The following is a 17,224-nucleotide window of genomic DNA, read 5'->3' as shown; positions in this document are numbered from 1 at the left end:
TCATGATCTATTTTTGTGGAATTTTAATTAAGTCAGTAATTCAGTTATGTATGAGTATTTGAAATAACGTATAATGTAACAGAGTAATAAAAAATTAATGAGATAGTTTAATAAAATTAGAGGGGATAACAGCATGAAATTACAAGATGGTTTAATTCCATTTTCTAAAGATGAAATTGATGCATTATGTATGTTAATTGATGCAGAACATTATAGTAATACCATTAATTTAAAACTTCAAGGAATAACTTTAGATCTTAGTGGAATTAAAATTGATCAAAAGGGTAATTTAGAAACTTTATTCACCAATGAACAACTTAAATATATTACTAAATTATTGGTTATGAAAGATAAAAAATATGAGCGGACAAACTTAGATTTTGATCAATTTGGAAATATTATTCGTTATCAAAAAAATCATCAAGTAAAAGTGGTTTTGAATGCTAATCAAGTTAAGTTTGTGAAGTTAATTAAGAGATATGTAAATGTACATTAACATTCTTTATATTAGTAAGTAGGGTATAATTACCTAAAAATAAATGAGAGTACTGCTAGTACGCAGCGGTCTGAATAAAAATGTGCAGTGAAACGAGATTATTGCTAACGTATGGCGGTTTAAATAAAATTACGGTGAATGTAGTTTATTTTGGGCTAACTGTTGATTCAGTTAGCTTTTTTATACAATTTTTTAGTATATATGCTTTATTTTTACGATGTGAAAAAGGTACAATAATTCATGGTGAGAAATTTATAACAGAGGTGTTATTATTTATGAAAATCAAGATCGTTTCAACAAGTGATGTTCATGGATATATTTATCCAACCAATTTTAGTTCACGCGAAGATTATCATCCACTTGGATATTTAAAAGCAGGATCAATCATCAACCAAATGAGAAAAGAAACTGAAGAAAATGGTGATATTTTCTTTTATATTGATGATGGCGATTTTGTTGAAGGATCTCCAATGACTGATTATGCATATCAAACTCGCGATCAAAAACATTACAATTTAGACCTCGTAAAAATGATTAATCACTTACAAGCTGATGTAGGTATTTTAGGTAATCATGAATTTAACTATGGTCCTGATTATTTAAATCCAACTTTAGCTGATCGCAATTATCCAATTTTGAATGCTAATATGCAAGAAGGGCCAGCAAGTCATATTATTGATGCACCTTATAAAATTTTTGAGAAAAATGGCGTTAAAATTGCGATATTGGGATTAACTACTCAATATATTCCTCATTGGGAACAACCTAAACATATTGAAGGATGGAAGTTTGAATCAGCCTTTGAAACTGCGCAAAAGTATGTACCTGAATTAAAGGAAAAAGCTGATGTAGTAATAGTTGCTTATCATGGCGGTTTTGAACGCGATTTACAAACAGGCGAGCCAACTGAAAAATTAACTGGTGAAAACGAAGGTTATCAACTATTAACTGCAGTACCAGGTATTGATGCTTTGGTTACTGGCCACCAACACCGTAAAATTGCAGAAGTTGTTAATGGAATTCCAACAACTCAACCAGGATTTAGAGCAGAACAAATTGGTTGCATTACTCTTGAATTAGATGCTGACAATCATGTTAAAGATGCGCAAGCAGAATTAATTGAAGTAAAGGATGCTGATGAGGAACTTTGGATGAATGCCTTGACTTCTGATTGGCATGAAGATGTTGAAACGTGGCTTGATCAAACTATTACTACTATTGATGGTGACATGATCATTCATGATCCAATGCAAGCACGTTTAAATGGACATCCATACTTACAATTAGTGAATGAAGTTGAGATGGATGCAATGGGAGTGGATATTGCAAGCACAGCTTTGTTCAATGATGAGGTTACAGGATTAGGGCATGAAGTCACAATTCGAAATGTCATGAATAGTTATGTTTATCCCAATACATTAGTAGTTGAAGAAATTAGTGGAAAAGAATTAAAAGAAGCACTTGAACGTTGTGCATCATTCTTTGAACTTCATAAAGATGGTAGTTTAGGTGTTTCAAAGGACTTCTCATATCCTAAGATGCAGCTATATAATTATGATTTTTACTCTGGAATTGACTATGAGTTTGATTTGCGTCAACCTAAAGGACATCGGTTAACTCAATTGCAGTATCATAATAAAGCTGTTCAGGATAATGATCGATTAAGAATTGCAATGAATCAATATCGTGGTGTTGGTGGTGGCAACTATGAGATGTTTAATGCAGATAAAATTGTTAAACAAGATGAAACCGAAATGCCTCGTTTAATCATTGCTCACTTACAAAAACATCCAGAACTTAAAGCCGTTCAACCAACAAATTTAAAAATTATCAAGTAAAGCGAGGAAAGTATGATGGAAAAGTCAGCAATTTACCATCGTCCAGAAAGCGAAATGGCATATTTAGCTGGTAAAAACCAATTTAAGGTACGTTTACGCACTAAACATGCTGATGTTAATCAAGTTGAAATTATTTATGGTAACATTGAAAAAATTAGGGCACAAAAAAATGCTGATATTGATACAATTGACATTGCACGGCCGAATGTAGATGCAATGAAATTAATTTTAAAAACAGAGTTATATGATTATTGGGAAGCAATCATTCCTGTAAAAGTACGCGAAAGAATGCAATATTTATTTCATTTAATTGGTGATCATGATGGTGAGTTGTTGTATGACGCAGTTAATGTACGATTATATATGGCTGATTTTTTAGAAACAGCGACTCCTTTTTACACACCATATTATCAAAACATGTTTTTATTGCACTCAAATCCGCAATGGGCACAAAAAACAGTATGGTATCAAATCATGGTTGATCGTTTTGCAAATGGAAATGAAAAAAATGATCCATTAAATTCTGCAAGATGGGACCTAGATCAATCAACTACTACTAATTTTTATGGTGGCGATTTACGCGGAATTATTGATCATTTAGATTATTTAGAAGAACTTGGAGTTAATGGAATTAAAATTTCACCTATATTTGCTTCTTATTCCAATACAAAATATGATCCAATTGATTTATATGATATTAGCTACATTTTTGGATCAAAAGAAGAATTTCGTGAAATGGTGAGAAAAGCTCACCACCATGGAATTAAAGTTATGGTTCAATTACCGCTTGATCGAATGAGTGACATGTCCCTACAATGGCAAGATGTTCAACAATTTGGAGCACAATCACGATTTGCAAGCTGGTTTAAAGTACGACAATTTCCAGTAAAAGTTCCATTAGAAGATGAAGATTCTCAAGCGGGATATTTAAACATTGATAATAATATCCATATGCCAAAATTGAACTTACAAAATCCAACAGTTCAACAATATCTTTCTGAAACAGCTCGGTATTGGGTAGAAACCTTTGATATTGATGGATGGGAGATCTTAAATGGCGATGAGATTGACCGTACATTTTTAAATTTATTCACAAAGCAAATGCACAGTATTAAAGCAGAATTTCTAGTTTTAGGAAAATATCAACATTTGCCACATCAAGATTTAGCAAATGATTTAATTGACAGTGCAAATAATACATTATACCAGGCAGTTATTAATGACTTTTTTGTTGAACATTCAATTAATGTAACTGATATGATTTCACGGTTGAATAACATGTTAATGAAAAATACTACCCATACAAATCAAGCGTTAATCAATGAATTAGAAAATTTTGATTCTCCGCGCTTATTAAGTAAATGTATGGGAGAAGAAGATTTAGCCCGTGCAATTATTGCATTCACATTTCTTCAAATTGGGGTACCTGCATTCATGTATGGTACAGAAGTTGGTTTAAGTGGGGATCAATTCCCACAAAACTTAAATCCAATGAAGTGGAAAAAAGAACAGCAATCTTCAAAAATGTTTGAATTTATGAAAGATGCAATTGCAATGCGCCGTGATTTTGCAGATATTTTAAATCAAGGATCAATTGATTGGGGACAAAGTAGTAATAAATATCGTTACTTTACTTTAACCCGAGAGTATGATGATCAAAAGTTATACAGTTTATTTAATTTTGGATATGGTAGTATTAAGGTGGTTATTCCTAAGAGTGCTCAAATCATATTGAGTCAAAATTTAATGCGTGATGATAATAAAATTGCTCAAAATGGATTTATGATTTTGAAAATGTAATTATATAAAAGTAAAAGCTCCTTTTAGGAGCTTTTTTTATACAAAAAATAAGACTAGAATTTAATCTAGTCTTATTTTGTTTATTTTATCTTTTAAATTATAAACGAACAGCAAATGATGGTTGGAAGTATTGTGTGCTTCCAATTGAAACAGTTTGACCTGGTTCAGGTGCAGCAATGTATTGACCATTACCAATTGCGATTGCAACGTGGTATGTTGAACCTTTGCTACCCCAGAAGTATAAGTCACCAGGTTGTGCTTGGCTAACAGGAATTTGTGTACCACAGTTTTCTTGTTGTGTTGTTGTCCGTGGTAAGCTAATTCCAAAGTGGTTGTATACGTATTGAACGAAACCAGAGCAGTCAAAACCACTTGGTGTAGTTCCACCATATACATAAGGTACGCCGATAAATGATTCAGCATAAGCTACGATTGCACTACCATTAACATTTGAAGCAGAAGCAGTTGTTGATGAAGCAGCTGCTGAACTTGCTGATGATGCTGTTGCATTTTGTGTATTTTGTGTATTGTTACTTGTGTTGTTTGTAGTATTAGTATTTGTTGTACTGTAATTATTATTTGTTGAAGCAGTACTTGAACTTTGTTGAGCTGCAGCAATGCTTGAACTTTGAGCAGCAGCTTGTGATGAAGCAGCTGCTTGGCTACTTGCAATTGAAGCTTGACGGCTTGATTCAGCAGCCTTTGATGAAGTTTCAGCAGCAGGATCTTTAGTTGGATTGTTGATAATCAAACTTTGACCAGCCATTGGTGTAGTAACATTAGGGTTAGCTTCACGTAATGATTCTACCGTAACACCATAAGTTTGAGCAATTGAATATAAGCTATCACCAGATTGTACTGTATATGTGATATGGTTAGCAGCAATAACTGCTTGCTTTGAACTTGATGATGCTTGAGTGCTTGAACTTGATGCAGATGAAGCAACGCTTGATGAAGTACTATTTGAGCTTGAAGCAACTGGTGTGCTTGATGATACAGAAGAAGTACTTGATGATACTACACTAGTTGAAGTTTGTGATGAACTTGAAGCAATTTGTGAAGTACTTACAGCTGAACTTGAAGTAGCTGGTGTACTTGATGATACTGCGCTAGTTGAAGCAGTACTTGCACTTGAAGCTTTTGAAGCAACTGGAGCTTGAGTGCTTGAGCTTTGTGCTTGAGCACTTGAGCTTTGAGTAGCAGTGCTTGTTGAAGCAGGAGCTGCTTTTTGTGCTGAGGAAGCAGCTGAAGCTTGGTTTGTTTTTACTGAAGAAGTAGCTTGAGCCTTCTTAGTCTTAGTAGTTGAAGCACTACCTTTAACTGGTGTAGCTGTACCGTCTAATTTTAATGTTTGACCAACGTAAATTGTATCTGAAGTTAAACCATTTACGCTACGTAAGTGATCTACAGTAGTACCATATTGTTGTGCAATTGACCACAATGAATCTCCTTCTTTAACAACATATGTACCATTGTTAGTTGATTGAGATTCTTTGCCAGGAATTTTTAAATCTTGGCCAACATAGATCATGCTAGTGTTCTTATCAAGATTATTCAATTCTTGAATTGACTTGATTGATACACCATATTTTTCTGATAAAGCCCATACTGTATCGTCTTTAACAACATGATGAACTGAATCTGCATTTACAGAAGCTGCAGAGGCTATGAATAAACCTGCTGCACCAACTGTACCGGCAACGATTTTTTTCGCTGTATTTTTCAAATAAATTCACTCCTATATATTTTAAACCAATACAACTAAACTTTTCCTGTAATGAATTATAAATGATTAATATTACAAAAAAGTGCTATGTAAATTACAAAAATAGTTTAGTATGTAACAAAATACATCCAACTTTTATTTTAAAGATCTTTACATATTACGTCAAATTTATGATTGAATATTTAAGAACTTATTAAGAGTCTATGAAGTGCGATATTATAGGGTTAATTAATCTTCACAGAGAATTCACAATTTACAATTATGTTACATCTTTGGAATTTAGATGAAATTTCGCTAAGTAAGTGTGGCTAATTTCTTATAATTTAATTGTAGTAAACTGATTAAATGGAGTTGAAAAAATGAAAATGGAAGCAAAATTTAAAAAAATTACACAAGAAATTAAAGATGATCCAATGAATCAAACATATACTCAAAATGGAATTGATCCATTATACTATGCGGCATCTTCTGCTGAAATTTTAATTGTCGGCCAAGCTCCTGGAAAAGTAGCAGAACAGCGTCAACGAGTTTGGGATGATGTTAGTGGAGATCATTTACGTGAATGGATGGGAATTGATCGACAACAGTTTTATAATTCTGGCAAAATTGCAGTTTTACCAATGGATTTTTACTTTCCAGGAAAAGGTAAGGGCGGTGATTTACCTCCACGAAAAGGTTTTGCGGATAAATGGCATCCACAATTAATTGCAAAGATGCCACAAATCAAATTAACGATTTTGGTAGGATCTTACTCTATTAAACATTATCTAAATGTTCCCAGTTCAATGCGACTAACTGACATTGTTAAAGATTACCAAGATTACTTACCACAATATTTTCCGCTTGTACATCCTTCTCCCCGCAATAAATTATGGATGAAAAATAATCCATGGTTTGAAACCGATGTTCTACCGCATCTAAAGCAACGTGTTAATCAAGTTTTGAAGTAAATCATGATACTAGCATTTTTATAAAAAGAGAGTATAATTGTTAGTTATTGAATTTTACTTACAATTTGTTAGGAGGTGAATTAAATGAGCTCAACTCCAGAGTGGAAACGAAATTTACGAGTACTATGGTTTGGTAATTTTATTGTTGGCATGGGATTTCAATTAATTATGCCATTCATGTCATTGTATATTAAAACACTTGGCCATTTTAATCGAATGGAATTAAATTTATGGAGTGGAATTGTTTTTTCTGCAACTTTCTTAGTTTCTTCATGGATGGCTCCAATTTGGGGGAAATTTGCTGATCAGTATGGCAGAAAGAAAGTAATGTTAATTTCAGCTGCTGGAATGGGAGTAATGATGACTTCAATGGGAACCGTTCAAGCTGTTTGGCAATTAGCCGTTTTACGTTTACTTCAAGGATTTTTTGCCGGCTTTGTTGCAAATACAGCAGCGTTAATTGCATCGCAAGTTCCAAGTAAACATAGTGGGAAAGCTTTAAGCACTCTTTCAACGGGAACAACTGCTGGGATGCTTTTAGGACCATTATTTGGTGGTGCAATTGCTGGTGCGTTTGGATACCGCGTAACCTTCTTTCTAACAGGAACGGCTTATGCAATTGTTTTTGTTTTAACTTTGTTATTTGTTCATGAAGATAACTTTACTCCTGTATCTAAAGAAAAAACATTGCCATTACGACAGTTGTTAGGTAAGTTACAGTATCCGCATGTTGTAATTGGAATGTTTGTAACTACTTTAATCATTCAAGCAGGAAATAATTCAATTTCACCGGTAATTAGTTTATATGTACAACAACTTTTACATGGAGCTAATAATGTTGATATGATGAGTGGAATTGTTGCTGCATTACCAGGAATAGCGACTTTATTTGCTGCTCCATTATTTGGAACGTGGGGCGATAAAATTGGTACACAAAAGATTTTAATGGGCGGTTTGATTTTTGCAATGTTTGTATATATTCCACAAGCTTTTGTAACTAATATTTGGCAACTAGCAGCATTACGCTTTTTAGTAGGGATTTCTGATGCAGCATTGTTACCTCAAGTTCAAACACTATTAGCGAAGTATTCGTCAAATGAATATTCTGGAAGAATTTTTAGTTATAATCAATCTGCTCAATTTATGGGGAACATCTTTGGACCACTAATTGGATCTACAGTTTCAGGATTCTTTGGTTATGGTGGAGTATTTTTGTCAACAGCTGCATTAGTTGCAGTTAATATTGGATGGGTACATCATAGTACAAAGTCCATTGAAAAATAAGGATCGGCGATTGCCAACCCTTATTTTTCAATTAACATATGTTTTCAATATTTTGTTTCGACTAATAGCAGTTAAGATGATTAATAAAATTGTTGCTTCAATCGGAAATGAAATGATCTCTTTTGACATTCGTGTTATTAAGTAAGGACCTACTGACATTGGATGGCTAGATACCATATTAATGCAATAGACCCACAAAGTATTGAAAAATACATTTGAGATTAAAATTTGGAAAAAGGAATAGGTGAAAATTCGTTTCCATGTAACTTTTTGTTGATGTAAGAACATTCCTGCAATTATTCCACTAATAAATGCAGAAAAAGTAAATCCAGGAAAAAAGACAGTTCCAGAATTAAAGATGGTATTGCCAATAATATCATTTATGACCATGATAACTCCACCAAGCCATGGCCCCATAAAATATCCGATCAAAGCAGTTCCGATAAATCCAAAACTAATCTTTACAACATGAGAATCTCCAACTGACATTTTCGATAAAATCAGTTGAATCGCAGCTAATAAGGCCGCTAAAGCAATTGTCCGTACTGTTAATTTTGGACTTTTCCAAGAAAATTTTGACATAAAAATAGCCTCCCATAATACACAAGGAGAGACATACACCGATTGAGTATTTTGGTGAATGCGGATAATATTCGCACCTAAAGGCTTCTGCCAAAGTTCACATTCCGTTCCAATGGCCCTTAACGTATATTATCCTACCCCTGTTAAAATTCATTATAACATCATTTAATGAGACGTAAAGAGGCAAAATTATTAAAAAATAACCTCAATAAACGAATATTGTTACTGAGGTTAAGCAAACTATTTATGTCTTTCAGCGATGCGCTGTTTTAGAATCGCACTGCCATAAATCAAAGCTTCGATTGCAGTAATAAAGAAACTTACTGGCCAATCAGTTAAATAACTCAAATATAATCCAAGCCATACACCTGTTAAAGCAAAAATGAAGGTTAAACCAATCATTTTCCATAATGAATGAACATAATATTTAGATGCTGAAGCAGGAATTGTCAATAAAACAAAAATTAATAACGCACCAATGATTTGAGCGGTAATGCTAACAGTTAAAGCAAGCATTAATAGAAATAAAATTGAAATTAACTTATTAAAACGTTGGTTATATTCAGCTCCTTGAGCATCAAATGAACTGTAAGCTAATTTTCTAAAAGTAAAGAAAATTAAGATTAGTAAGAAGATACTTAAGCAAACTAAATCTTTTAATTCGTTAGCATCAATTCCAACAATACTTCCAAAAAGAATACTTGTAGCATAATTGGCTTGTTTATCAGAAAGCGAAAGAAATAAAATTCCAAGACCTAAGAAAAGTCCTGAAAAGACACTAATTGATGATTCACGCCGGGAAACTTTTTCTCCTGATAATCCGATGAATAAGGCACTACAACAAGTGAATAGAAGCATTCCAGCAAATGGTGAGATTCCAGCAAAAACTCCAAAACTAGCACCAGAAAAACCAATTTCAGATAGAGTATGAGTGAAAAAAGAAGTTTGGCGTGCAATTACGAAAACTCCAATTACACTACAAATTAACGCAATAAAAATTCCAGCGGTAAAAGCGTACCGCATAAAAGCATATTGAAACAAATTAAGCTGCTCCTTTCTTGATCATATGACAAGTTTGGTTAGCTAAATTAAGTTCATAATCCGCATAAGTATCGATTAATTCAGGATCATGAGTAATAAAGAGCACTGTTAACTCTCTTTTTTTTATGATGTCTTTAAGTAGTTTTAGTAAAAAGTGCTTAGCATTTCGATCTAAACTTGCAGTTGCTTCATCTAGGATTAATAATTCTGGATCTGAACATAATGCTTGTGCGAGGTAAGCGCGTTGCTTTTCGCCTCCAGAAGCTCTACCTAAAGGGCGCTTTTGAATATCCATTAATTTGGTATCATTTAAAATCCCATCAAGTTTAACATTCATTGACTTGGAATTCCATGGTAGAATTCGATGCTTAAAACCTAAAGAAACAAAATCGCGAATTTGAAGAGGATATTCATCATCAATATTTCTTAATTGAGGAACATACTGAACTTGATCACGGGTGATTTTAAAATGAGTATGTTCGGTGTAATTGTGATCAAGATCTTGCAGTAAATGCTTGACTAAAGTTGATTTTCCAACTCCATTTTCACCAGTAATACAGGTTAATTGATTTTGTGGAATTGAAAAATTTAAGTCTTTAAATAAAGTTTTATCAGGAATTTTAATCGTTAATCCATCAACATCTAAAATTGATTTCATATAAAGTTAGGCCTCCTGTTTAACAATTTTTAAAACTTGGTTTAATTCTTGACTAAACCATTTAATATATGAATCATTAGCTGGCATTGTTTCAGTTACTTCGACTACAGGTACATTTTCTTTTTTACAAAGATCAACTAAATTATCAACAACTTTGCTATCACTTTGTTTGTTGAATACAAAAAAGGAAATTTTGTGATTTTTAATGCTATTTTGTAAATCACGAATATCCGTGTATGAAGGATCAGAACCTTCCTCAATTGCCATGGCAAAATGTTCATCAGTAATGTTGAATCCCATTGCTTGCAAAGCATAGTTGAATACGGGCTCACTGACGGCAACATTATTATTGTGTTTTAATTTTTTAATTTCATTAATCTTAGTAGTTAAAGTATTAAGTTTCTTTTTATAAGCTGATGCATTCTTTTTAAAATCTTCTTTATATTGAGGCAACATGGAACTATATTGTTTAACTAAGGCATCAACAAGCAGCTCCATGTTTTTAGGATTATACCAAATGTGTTCATTATCACCATCTTTGGCTTTTACAACTTTGCCTACAGAAAGATATTTTTTGGCATTTAATTTTTTAACCCAACTATCATAGCCAACACCATTATAAATAACTAAATTAGCTTTAGAAACAGTTTTAGCAGTGGCGGTTGTTGGTGTAAAATCATGCGGATCAACGTTTGGACTGTTAATGATTGAAGTGACTTTTCCATGATCACCGAGAACTTCTTTAGCAATTTGACCATAAAAATTAGTAGTAGTAACGACATTGATTTTCGTTAGTTTCTTTTGGCTGCTTGAAGAATTTTTTTTGCTACAAGCCCCAAGGCCAAATGCGATTAGGACGACTCCTAAAAGCAGGCCAAATTTATGTAAAAATTTTTTCACGGTACTGCTCCTTTATTGAAATTCGTAATGATTACTTTTTAGATGATAAAGGGCCTAAAATCGCATGTCAAGTAGGTTTTATACTCGTTTCTTTAATTACGATTTAGAATTTAAAATGAAAACTTGAATTACAAGTGTAGATATTGATTCAATTACGATTTAAAAAAATGGAATTTTTTTGAGAGTAATGATTTAAATAGTTGAATTGAACATGATTTTAGAATTGAAAAATAAATTTTAAACATAAAAAAACTCTGCGCATTACAAGGTAATGTGCAGAGAAAAAAGGAGTAAGTGATGATGAATAGAACTTGTATAGGTATGTGAGCCGAATCTAGGGGGAGATGGAAGCTCACATAAGTTCCTTCATCAATGATTATATTATATGCTTTATTTTTTTATTCGTCAACTGAAAAAAAACAAAAAAGTTCAAAAAAAGTTGCAAAAAATTTTTTAAAGCTCCTTTTACAATAAATTTTTAAGTTTTTTTACTAGTGAAGTTAGCATATATGGAGTATAAAATGCGTCTGTACCATTAATGGTGTTTTTGAGTAATGCAATTTGAACTTGATGATTTAATTGCATTAATTGGTCAGCAAAATCTTGTAATTGAGAAAGAGAAGTTGCAGGATCATCAGTGCCATTAAAAATTAATAAGGGAGCACATTTATAGTGAGAAACGTTTTTTATAAGTACTTCAGTTTCTGTTAATCCATATGCAATCCCAGCTTTAAAACGCAAAGGAAGTACTCGTGGATCTTCATTATTCCACTCAGCTAAGTTAGCAGTTAAAACACTTAATGATGCTAACAATGCCCCTTGTTTTTCACCCCAAATAAAATAGCGGTTAGTATCAATTTTAAGTTGATTAGCATGTAATAATACAAAGCGGAAAGCAGATTTCACCTCTTTAACTTGTTGTTGAATAGTTCCACTAAGTTGATTTTCAGGTAAAATCGCAATTGTAAATCCAAATGTGGATAATGAACTAAGCGCAGCCAAATGATTGTTTTGTCCTATAAAAAATAGTAAAGGGTTAAATTTTGATTTTGCTTGAGTGGGAATAATTATATGTAAATTTTTATTTTGAGAATATTCCAAATTAAGCTTAATTTGAGGATATTGGTTTTGACTAGGTTCATCGAAATATTCAATCATACTAAAGTTCCTTTTCTATTATTTTTTATTATTATATCGAAGTAGAAAATAATTCGCCAAAAAGTTTATTAAAAGCATTTAACATCTGTCAAATCATCTTGCTTTTAATGAGTAAATAAATTACACTTATCAGTAGTGTGAAACATAAAAAAAGTAGTGTTTCACGAAAAACGATGAAAGGAATTATCATGACGCCAGAAGAGTTTAAAGAGCAATTAAAAACAAATGGAATTAATTTAACTGATGATCAAATGCATCAGTTTGAAATGTATTATGATCTTTTAGTTAAAACTAATGAGCACATTAATTTAACTGCAATTACAAAGAAAAATGAAGTGTACTTAAAACACTTTTATGATTCATTGTTACCAGCATTAAAAATTAAAGAATTGCAAACTCAACCGCTTACGTTATGCGATGTGGGAGCGGGAGCTGGTTTTCCTTCAATTCCACTGAAAATCGTTTTTCCACAATTGAAAATTACAATTGTAGATTCATTGAATAAACGAATTAAATTTTTAGAAAATTTAGTTGAGCAATTAGACTTGCAAGATGTTTCATTATATCATGCGCGTGCTGAAGAATTTGCGGGAAAGAAAAGTGCTTTTCGCGAAAGTTTTGACTATGTGACTGCGCGTGCAGTTGCACGTATGAGTGTTTTGTCAGAATTATGCTTACCATTAGTTAAAGTAGGCGGTAAATTTGTTGCGTTAAAAGCACAAAAATCAGCTGCAGAATTAGCTGATTCACAAAAGGCAATTACAGTTTTAGGTGGTAAATTTGAGGCAAATATTGAAACTACCTTACCTCAAACTAATGATCAACGTCATCTTATCATTATAAAGAAGGTTAAAAATACCCCTAAACAATATCCACGTAAAGCGGGTACACCTAATCGCAAACCAATTCAGTAGACGTGAAAGGGAGGGAAATTGATGGCATTTTTATTTTGGAACAACAATAATAAGAAAAAAGATCAAACTCAGGAAAAACAAGAACAATTTGAAAATCAAGTAGAAAAAATTAAGGTCAGCAAAATCATTCCCAATACTTTTCAGCCACGTCAAATTTTCAGTTCACAAAAAATTACAGAGTTAGCTGAAACGATCAAAGAACATGGCTTGCTCCAGCCGATTATTGTGCGTAAGTATAAAGATGACAAATATGAAATCATTGCAGGTGAACGTCGTTTTCGTGCAGTTAAGTATTTAGGATGGGAAGAAATTCCAGCGATTGTAAAAGAAATGAGTGATCAAGAAACAGCCTCAATGGCAGTGATTGAAAATTTACAACGTGAAGAATTAACTTCAATTGAAGAAGCTGAAGCCTATCAACGCCTAATTGATCTTAATCGAATGACGCAAGCTCAACTTGCAGAGCAATTGGGAAAGAGTCAATCATTCATTGCTAATAAAATTAGATTATTAAAGCTTTCGCGCCCAGTTCAACAAGCGATTTTAAATCGGCAAATTACGGAACGTCATGGACGGGCTTTAGTGCGCATTGAAGATAAGCAACTTCAAGCCAAAATGCTCAAAAAAGTCATTAATAACCATTTATCAGTTAAAGAAACTGAAAAGCAGGTGGCACGCTTAGTAGTTCCTCGGATGAAACCAAAAAATAAACCTCAAATTAAAGGAATTGCCAAAGATGCAAGACTTGCAATTAATACTATTAATGAATCAATTAAAATGGTCAAACAAACTGGAATGGAAATTAATGTTGAAGAAGAAACAACAGAGCAAACACGTAAAATTATCATTGAAATACCATTAAATAAGGAAAACTAAAAGAAAGAAGTGTTTTAGATGGGTCGCGTAATCGCGCTTGCCAATCAAAAGGGTGGAGTCGGAAAGACAACAACAAGTATTAACTTAGGAGCATGTTTATCAGAATTAGGACAAAAAGTTCTTTTAATTGATGCTGATGCCCAAGGAAATGCAACTAGTGGTTTAGGAATTCGTAAAGCAGATATTAAAGCGGATGTCTATGATGTTTTAGTTAATGAAACTCCAATCACAGATGTAATCATTCACACTAGTCGAAAAAATTTAGATATTGTGCCTGCAACGATCCAATTATCTGGGGCGGAAATCGAATTAACTTCACAAATGGCACGTGAAAAACGGTTAGCAGATGCAGTAAAACTAATTAAAGATACATATGACTACATTTTAATTGATTGTCCACCATCATTAGGAATGTTGACAATTAATGCTTTTACTACATGTGATGCGATTTTAATTCCAGTTCAAAGTGAATACTATGCTTTGGAAGGACTTAGTCAGTTATTAAATACAATTCAACTTGTACAAAAACACTTTAATCCTAATTTGAAGATTGAAGGGGTATTACTTACAATGTTGGATGCACGTACTAATTTAGGAAATGAAGTTGTTGAAGAAGTTAAGCGCTTCTTCAAGGACAAAGTTTACCAAACAATTATTCCGCGAAATGTACGTTTATCAGAAGCCCCAAGTCATGGAATGTCAATTATTGATTATGATCCATCATCACGGGGAGCAAAAGAATATATGGCACTTGCCAAGGAGGTTTTAGCGGCTCATGAGTAAAAATAAAAAAGGACTTGGTCGGGGAATCAATGCATTATTCGCCGATTTTACTGAAGAAAAAGAAATTGATGAAAAAGTTGAAGAACTTCAATTAAGTGAGATTCGTCCTAATCCATATCAACCGCGTAAAACCTTTGATGAAGAAAATTTACATGATTTATCAGAGTCAATCAAAAAAAATGGTGTCTTTCAACCCATTATTGTTCGAAAATCAAGTGTGATGGGATTTGAAATTATTGCTGGTGAACGGCGTTTTCGGGCATCTAAGTTAGCTGGTAAAGACAAGATTCCAGCAATTATTCGTCCAATTGATGATGAACAAATGATGGAAATTGCAGTGCTTGAAAACTTACAACGAGAAGATTTAAGTCCCTTAGAAGAAGCTCAAGCATATGGCACTTTAATGGATAATTTAAAGATTACTCAATCTGAACTTTCAGAACGATTAGGTAAGTCACGGCCATATATTGCTAATTATTTACGATTACTTGATCTTCCTCATGAAGTTAAGCAAATGCTTCAAAATGGTAAGCTATCAATGGGACAAGCCCGGACATTACTAGCATTAAAGGATAAAACTAAGGTAGTTGAACTTGCTAAGCAAACGGTTAAAGAAAACTATACTGTAAGACAACTAGAACAAATTGTAAATGAGATGAATGGCAAGAAAAAGACTAAAAAAGATAAAAAGAAGAAACTTTCACCATATTTACGCCAAAGTCAAGATCGTTTACAAGAAAAATTTGGTACAAAAGTAGCAATTAAAACGAATGAAAAAACGGGTAAGGGAAAAATTGAAATTAATTATTTATCAAATGATGATTTCAATCGTATTTTAGAAGTTTTAAACATTAACATTGATTAATCAATTAATTGAGGTGAAAAAATGAAAGACTATGACTTAAATGACATTGTTGAGATGAAAAAGCCTCATCCATGTGGAACTAATCGGTGGAAAATCATTCGTATGGGCATGGATATAAAAATTGAATGTACTGGTTGTGGGCATTTAGTAATGTTGCCACGCCGTGAATTTGAACGCAAAGCAAAGAAAATAATTGAAAAAGCAAACTAGAAAGAGTGAGTTGAAAAGATGGCATTAACAGCTGGAATTGTTGGATTACCTAACGTGGGTAAATCAACTTTATTTAATGCAATTACAAAAGCAGGCGCAGAAATGGCAAACTATCCATTTGCGACAATTGATCCTAATGTAGGGATGGTTGAAGTTCCTGATGAGCGGTTAGCACGAATTGATGAAATTATTCCTGCTAAAAAAATTGTCCACACAACTTTTGAATTTACAGATATTGCCGGAATTGTAAAAGGCGCTAGTAAAGGTGAAGGATTAGGAAACAAATTTTTAGAAAATATTCGCCAAGTGGATGCAATTGTGCATGTTGTACGTGCATTTGATGATGACAACATTACCCATGTTTCTGGTAAAGTTGATCCAATTGATGATATTAATACAATTAATTTAGAATTAATTCTCGCTGATTTAGATTCAATTAACAAGCGGTATACTCGTGTTGAAAAGGTTGCTAAAACTGGACGGGATAAAGATGCACAAGCTGAATTTGCAGTTTTGCAAAAAATTAAGCCTGTTTTAGAAGAGGGCAAACCAGTACGTTCAATTGAATTTAATGATGAAGAACAAAAAATTGTTAAGGGATTATTCTTATTGACTTCTAAACCAGTATTATATGTGGCTAATATTGCTGAAGAAGACATGGCAGATCCAGAAGCTAATAAGTATATGCAACTAATTAAAGATTATTTGAAAGAAAATGATCCTTCTGCAGAAGTAATTGGGGTAGCTGCAAATACAGAGGAAGAAATTGCCGAAATGGATGATGATGAAAAAGCTGAGTTCCTTGAAATGGAAGGAGTTAAAGAACCAGGCTTAAATCGCTTGATTCGAGCATCATACAAATTATTGGGATTAGAAACCTTCTTTACAGCTGGTGGTAAAGAAACCCGTGCATGGACTTTTAAACATGGGATGAAAGCTCCACAAGTTGCTGGAGTAATCCACTCTGACTTTGAACGAGGGTTCATTCGGGCAGAAACAGTTTCGTTTGATGATTTAAACAAGTATGGCAGCATGCAAGCAGTTAAAGAAGCTGGTAGAATGCGACTTGAAGGTAAAGATTATGTGGTTCAAGATGGTGACATTATTGAATTTAGATTCAATGTTTAAATCCAATAATTAATG

The 17,224-nt window shown here is 33.0% G+C and carries 17 protein-coding genes and 1 riboswitch; of the genes, 11 read left to right on the top strand and 6 right to left on the bottom strand.

The window, feature by feature from the left end:
- The first annotated feature begins 133 nt into the window (after window positions 1-133).
- From ACWCL1_RS00665 to ACWCL1_RS00655, 3 genes are all read left to right on the top strand, one after another.
- The gene (locus ACWCL1_RS00665; RefSeq protein ID WP_454544998.1) at window positions 134-496 is read left to right on the top strand and encodes a hypothetical protein; all 363 of its coding nucleotides are present in this window, start codon (window positions 134-136) and stop codon (window positions 494-496) included.
- A 275-nt stretch (window positions 497-771) separates the two neighbouring features.
- On the top strand, window positions 772-2,334 hold the full coding sequence (locus tag ACWCL1_RS00660; protein ID WP_454544997.1) for a bifunctional metallophosphatase/5'-nucleotidase: 1,563 nt from the start codon (window positions 772-774) through the stop codon (window positions 2,332-2,334).
- Between the two features lie 15 nt (window positions 2,335-2,349).
- A complete protein-coding gene (locus tag ACWCL1_RS00655) occupies window positions 2,350-4,134 on the top strand; it encodes an alpha amylase N-terminal ig-like domain-containing protein (protein WP_454544996.1) in 1,785 nt (594 codons plus the stop codon).
- A 97-nt stretch (window positions 4,135-4,231) separates the two neighbouring features.
- On the opposite strand, the gene ACWCL1_RS00650 is transcribed toward ACWCL1_RS00655, so the two are convergent.
- Entirely contained in the window at window positions 4,232-5,860 is a 1,629-nt protein-coding gene (locus ACWCL1_RS00650) for a LysM peptidoglycan-binding domain-containing protein (protein WP_454544995.1), read from the bottom strand.
- Window positions 5,861-6,225: 365 nt separating this feature from the next.
- Here ACWCL1_RS00650 and ACWCL1_RS00645 point away from each other — a divergent pair, with 365 nt between their 5' ends.
- On the top strand, window positions 6,226-6,810 hold the full coding sequence (locus tag ACWCL1_RS00645; RefSeq protein WP_454545240.1) for a uracil-DNA glycosylase family protein: 585 nt from the start codon (window positions 6,226-6,228) through the stop codon (window positions 6,808-6,810).
- Between the two features lie 84 nt (window positions 6,811-6,894).
- Window positions 6,895-8,094 (top strand): multidrug efflux MFS transporter, encoded by a 1,200-nt coding sequence (locus tag ACWCL1_RS00640; RefSeq protein ID WP_454544994.1) that lies wholly within the window; start codon window positions 6,895-6,897, stop codon window positions 8,092-8,094.
- Window positions 8,095-8,121: 27 nt separating this feature from the next.
- On the opposite strand, the gene ACWCL1_RS00635 is transcribed toward ACWCL1_RS00640, so the two are convergent.
- The 5 genes from ACWCL1_RS00635 to ACWCL1_RS00615 all read right to left on the bottom strand — a co-directional run bounded on the left by ACWCL1_RS00635 (window position 8,122) and on the right by ACWCL1_RS00615 (window position 12,433).
- The gene (locus ACWCL1_RS00635) at window positions 8,122-8,676 is read right to left on the bottom strand and encodes a folate family ECF transporter S component (RefSeq protein WP_454544993.1); all 555 of its coding nucleotides are present in this window, start codon (window positions 8,674-8,676) and stop codon (window positions 8,122-8,124) included.
- Window positions 8,677-8,726: 50 nt separating this feature from the next.
- Window positions 8,727-8,820: riboswitch (THF riboswitch) on the bottom strand.
- A gap of 96 nt (window positions 8,821-8,916) precedes the next feature.
- Window positions 8,917-9,717 carry a metal ABC transporter permease gene (locus ACWCL1_RS00630; RefSeq protein WP_454544992.1) on the bottom strand — a complete coding sequence of 267 codons (801 nt, stop codon included), beginning with the start codon at window positions 9,715-9,717 and terminating at the stop codon, window positions 8,917-8,919.
- Window position 9,718: 1 nt separating this feature from the next.
- A complete protein-coding gene (locus ACWCL1_RS00625; RefSeq protein ID WP_454544991.1) occupies window positions 9,719-10,375 on the bottom strand; it encodes a metal ABC transporter ATP-binding protein in 657 nt (218 codons plus the stop codon).
- Window positions 10,376-10,381: 6 nt separating this feature from the next.
- Window positions 10,382-11,275, bottom strand: a complete 894-nt coding sequence (locus ACWCL1_RS00620; protein ID WP_454544990.1) for a metal ABC transporter solute-binding protein, Zn/Mn family — start codon at window positions 11,273-11,275, stop codon at window positions 10,382-10,384.
- Between the two features lie 465 nt (window positions 11,276-11,740).
- Window positions 11,741-12,433, bottom strand: coding sequence for a hypothetical protein (locus tag ACWCL1_RS00615; protein WP_454544989.1), 693 nt, complete (start codon window positions 12,431-12,433; stop codon window positions 11,741-11,743).
- 188 nt (window positions 12,434-12,621) lie between these two features.
- Here ACWCL1_RS00615 and rsmG point away from each other — a divergent pair, with 188 nt between their 5' ends.
- The 6 genes from rsmG to ychF are packed head-to-tail and all read left to right on the top strand — an operon-like array spanning window position 12,622 to window position 17,209.
- Window positions 12,622-13,347, top strand: coding sequence for a 16S rRNA (guanine(527)-N(7))-methyltransferase RsmG (gene rsmG, locus ACWCL1_RS00610; protein WP_454545239.1), 726 nt, complete (start codon window positions 12,622-12,624; stop codon window positions 13,345-13,347).
- Between the two features lie 21 nt (window positions 13,348-13,368).
- Window positions 13,369-14,223, top strand: a complete 855-nt coding sequence (gene noc / locus ACWCL1_RS00605; protein ID WP_454544988.1) for a nucleoid occlusion protein — start codon at window positions 13,369-13,371, stop codon at window positions 14,221-14,223.
- Between the two features lie 18 nt (window positions 14,224-14,241).
- Window positions 14,242-15,006 (top strand): ParA family protein, encoded by a 765-nt coding sequence (locus ACWCL1_RS00600; RefSeq protein ID WP_454544987.1) that lies wholly within the window; start codon window positions 14,242-14,244, stop codon window positions 15,004-15,006.
- Window positions 14,999-15,871, top strand: a complete 873-nt coding sequence (locus ACWCL1_RS00595) for a ParB/RepB/Spo0J family partition protein (RefSeq protein WP_454544986.1) — start codon at window positions 14,999-15,001, stop codon at window positions 15,869-15,871. Before ACWCL1_RS00600 ends, ACWCL1_RS00595 begins: the two co-directional genes overlap by 8 nt.
- Before the next feature lie 21 nt (window positions 15,872-15,892).
- Window positions 15,893-16,081 carry a DUF951 domain-containing protein gene (locus ACWCL1_RS00590; protein WP_454544985.1) on the top strand — a complete coding sequence of 63 codons (189 nt, stop codon included), beginning with the start codon at window positions 15,893-15,895 and terminating at the stop codon, window positions 16,079-16,081.
- An 18-nt stretch (window positions 16,082-16,099) separates the two neighbouring features.
- Complete coding sequence (gene ychF / locus ACWCL1_RS00585) at window positions 16,100-17,209, top strand: redox-regulated ATPase YchF (protein ID WP_454544984.1); 1,110 nt, start codon at window positions 16,100-16,102, stop codon at window positions 17,207-17,209.
- Window positions 17,210-17,224: the final 15 nt, after the last annotated feature.

The organism is Ligilactobacillus sp. LYQ135, from assembly GCF_053711055.1.
Note: the sequence above shows the minus strand (reverse complement) of the source record. Positions and strands in the feature narration are given on the sequence as shown.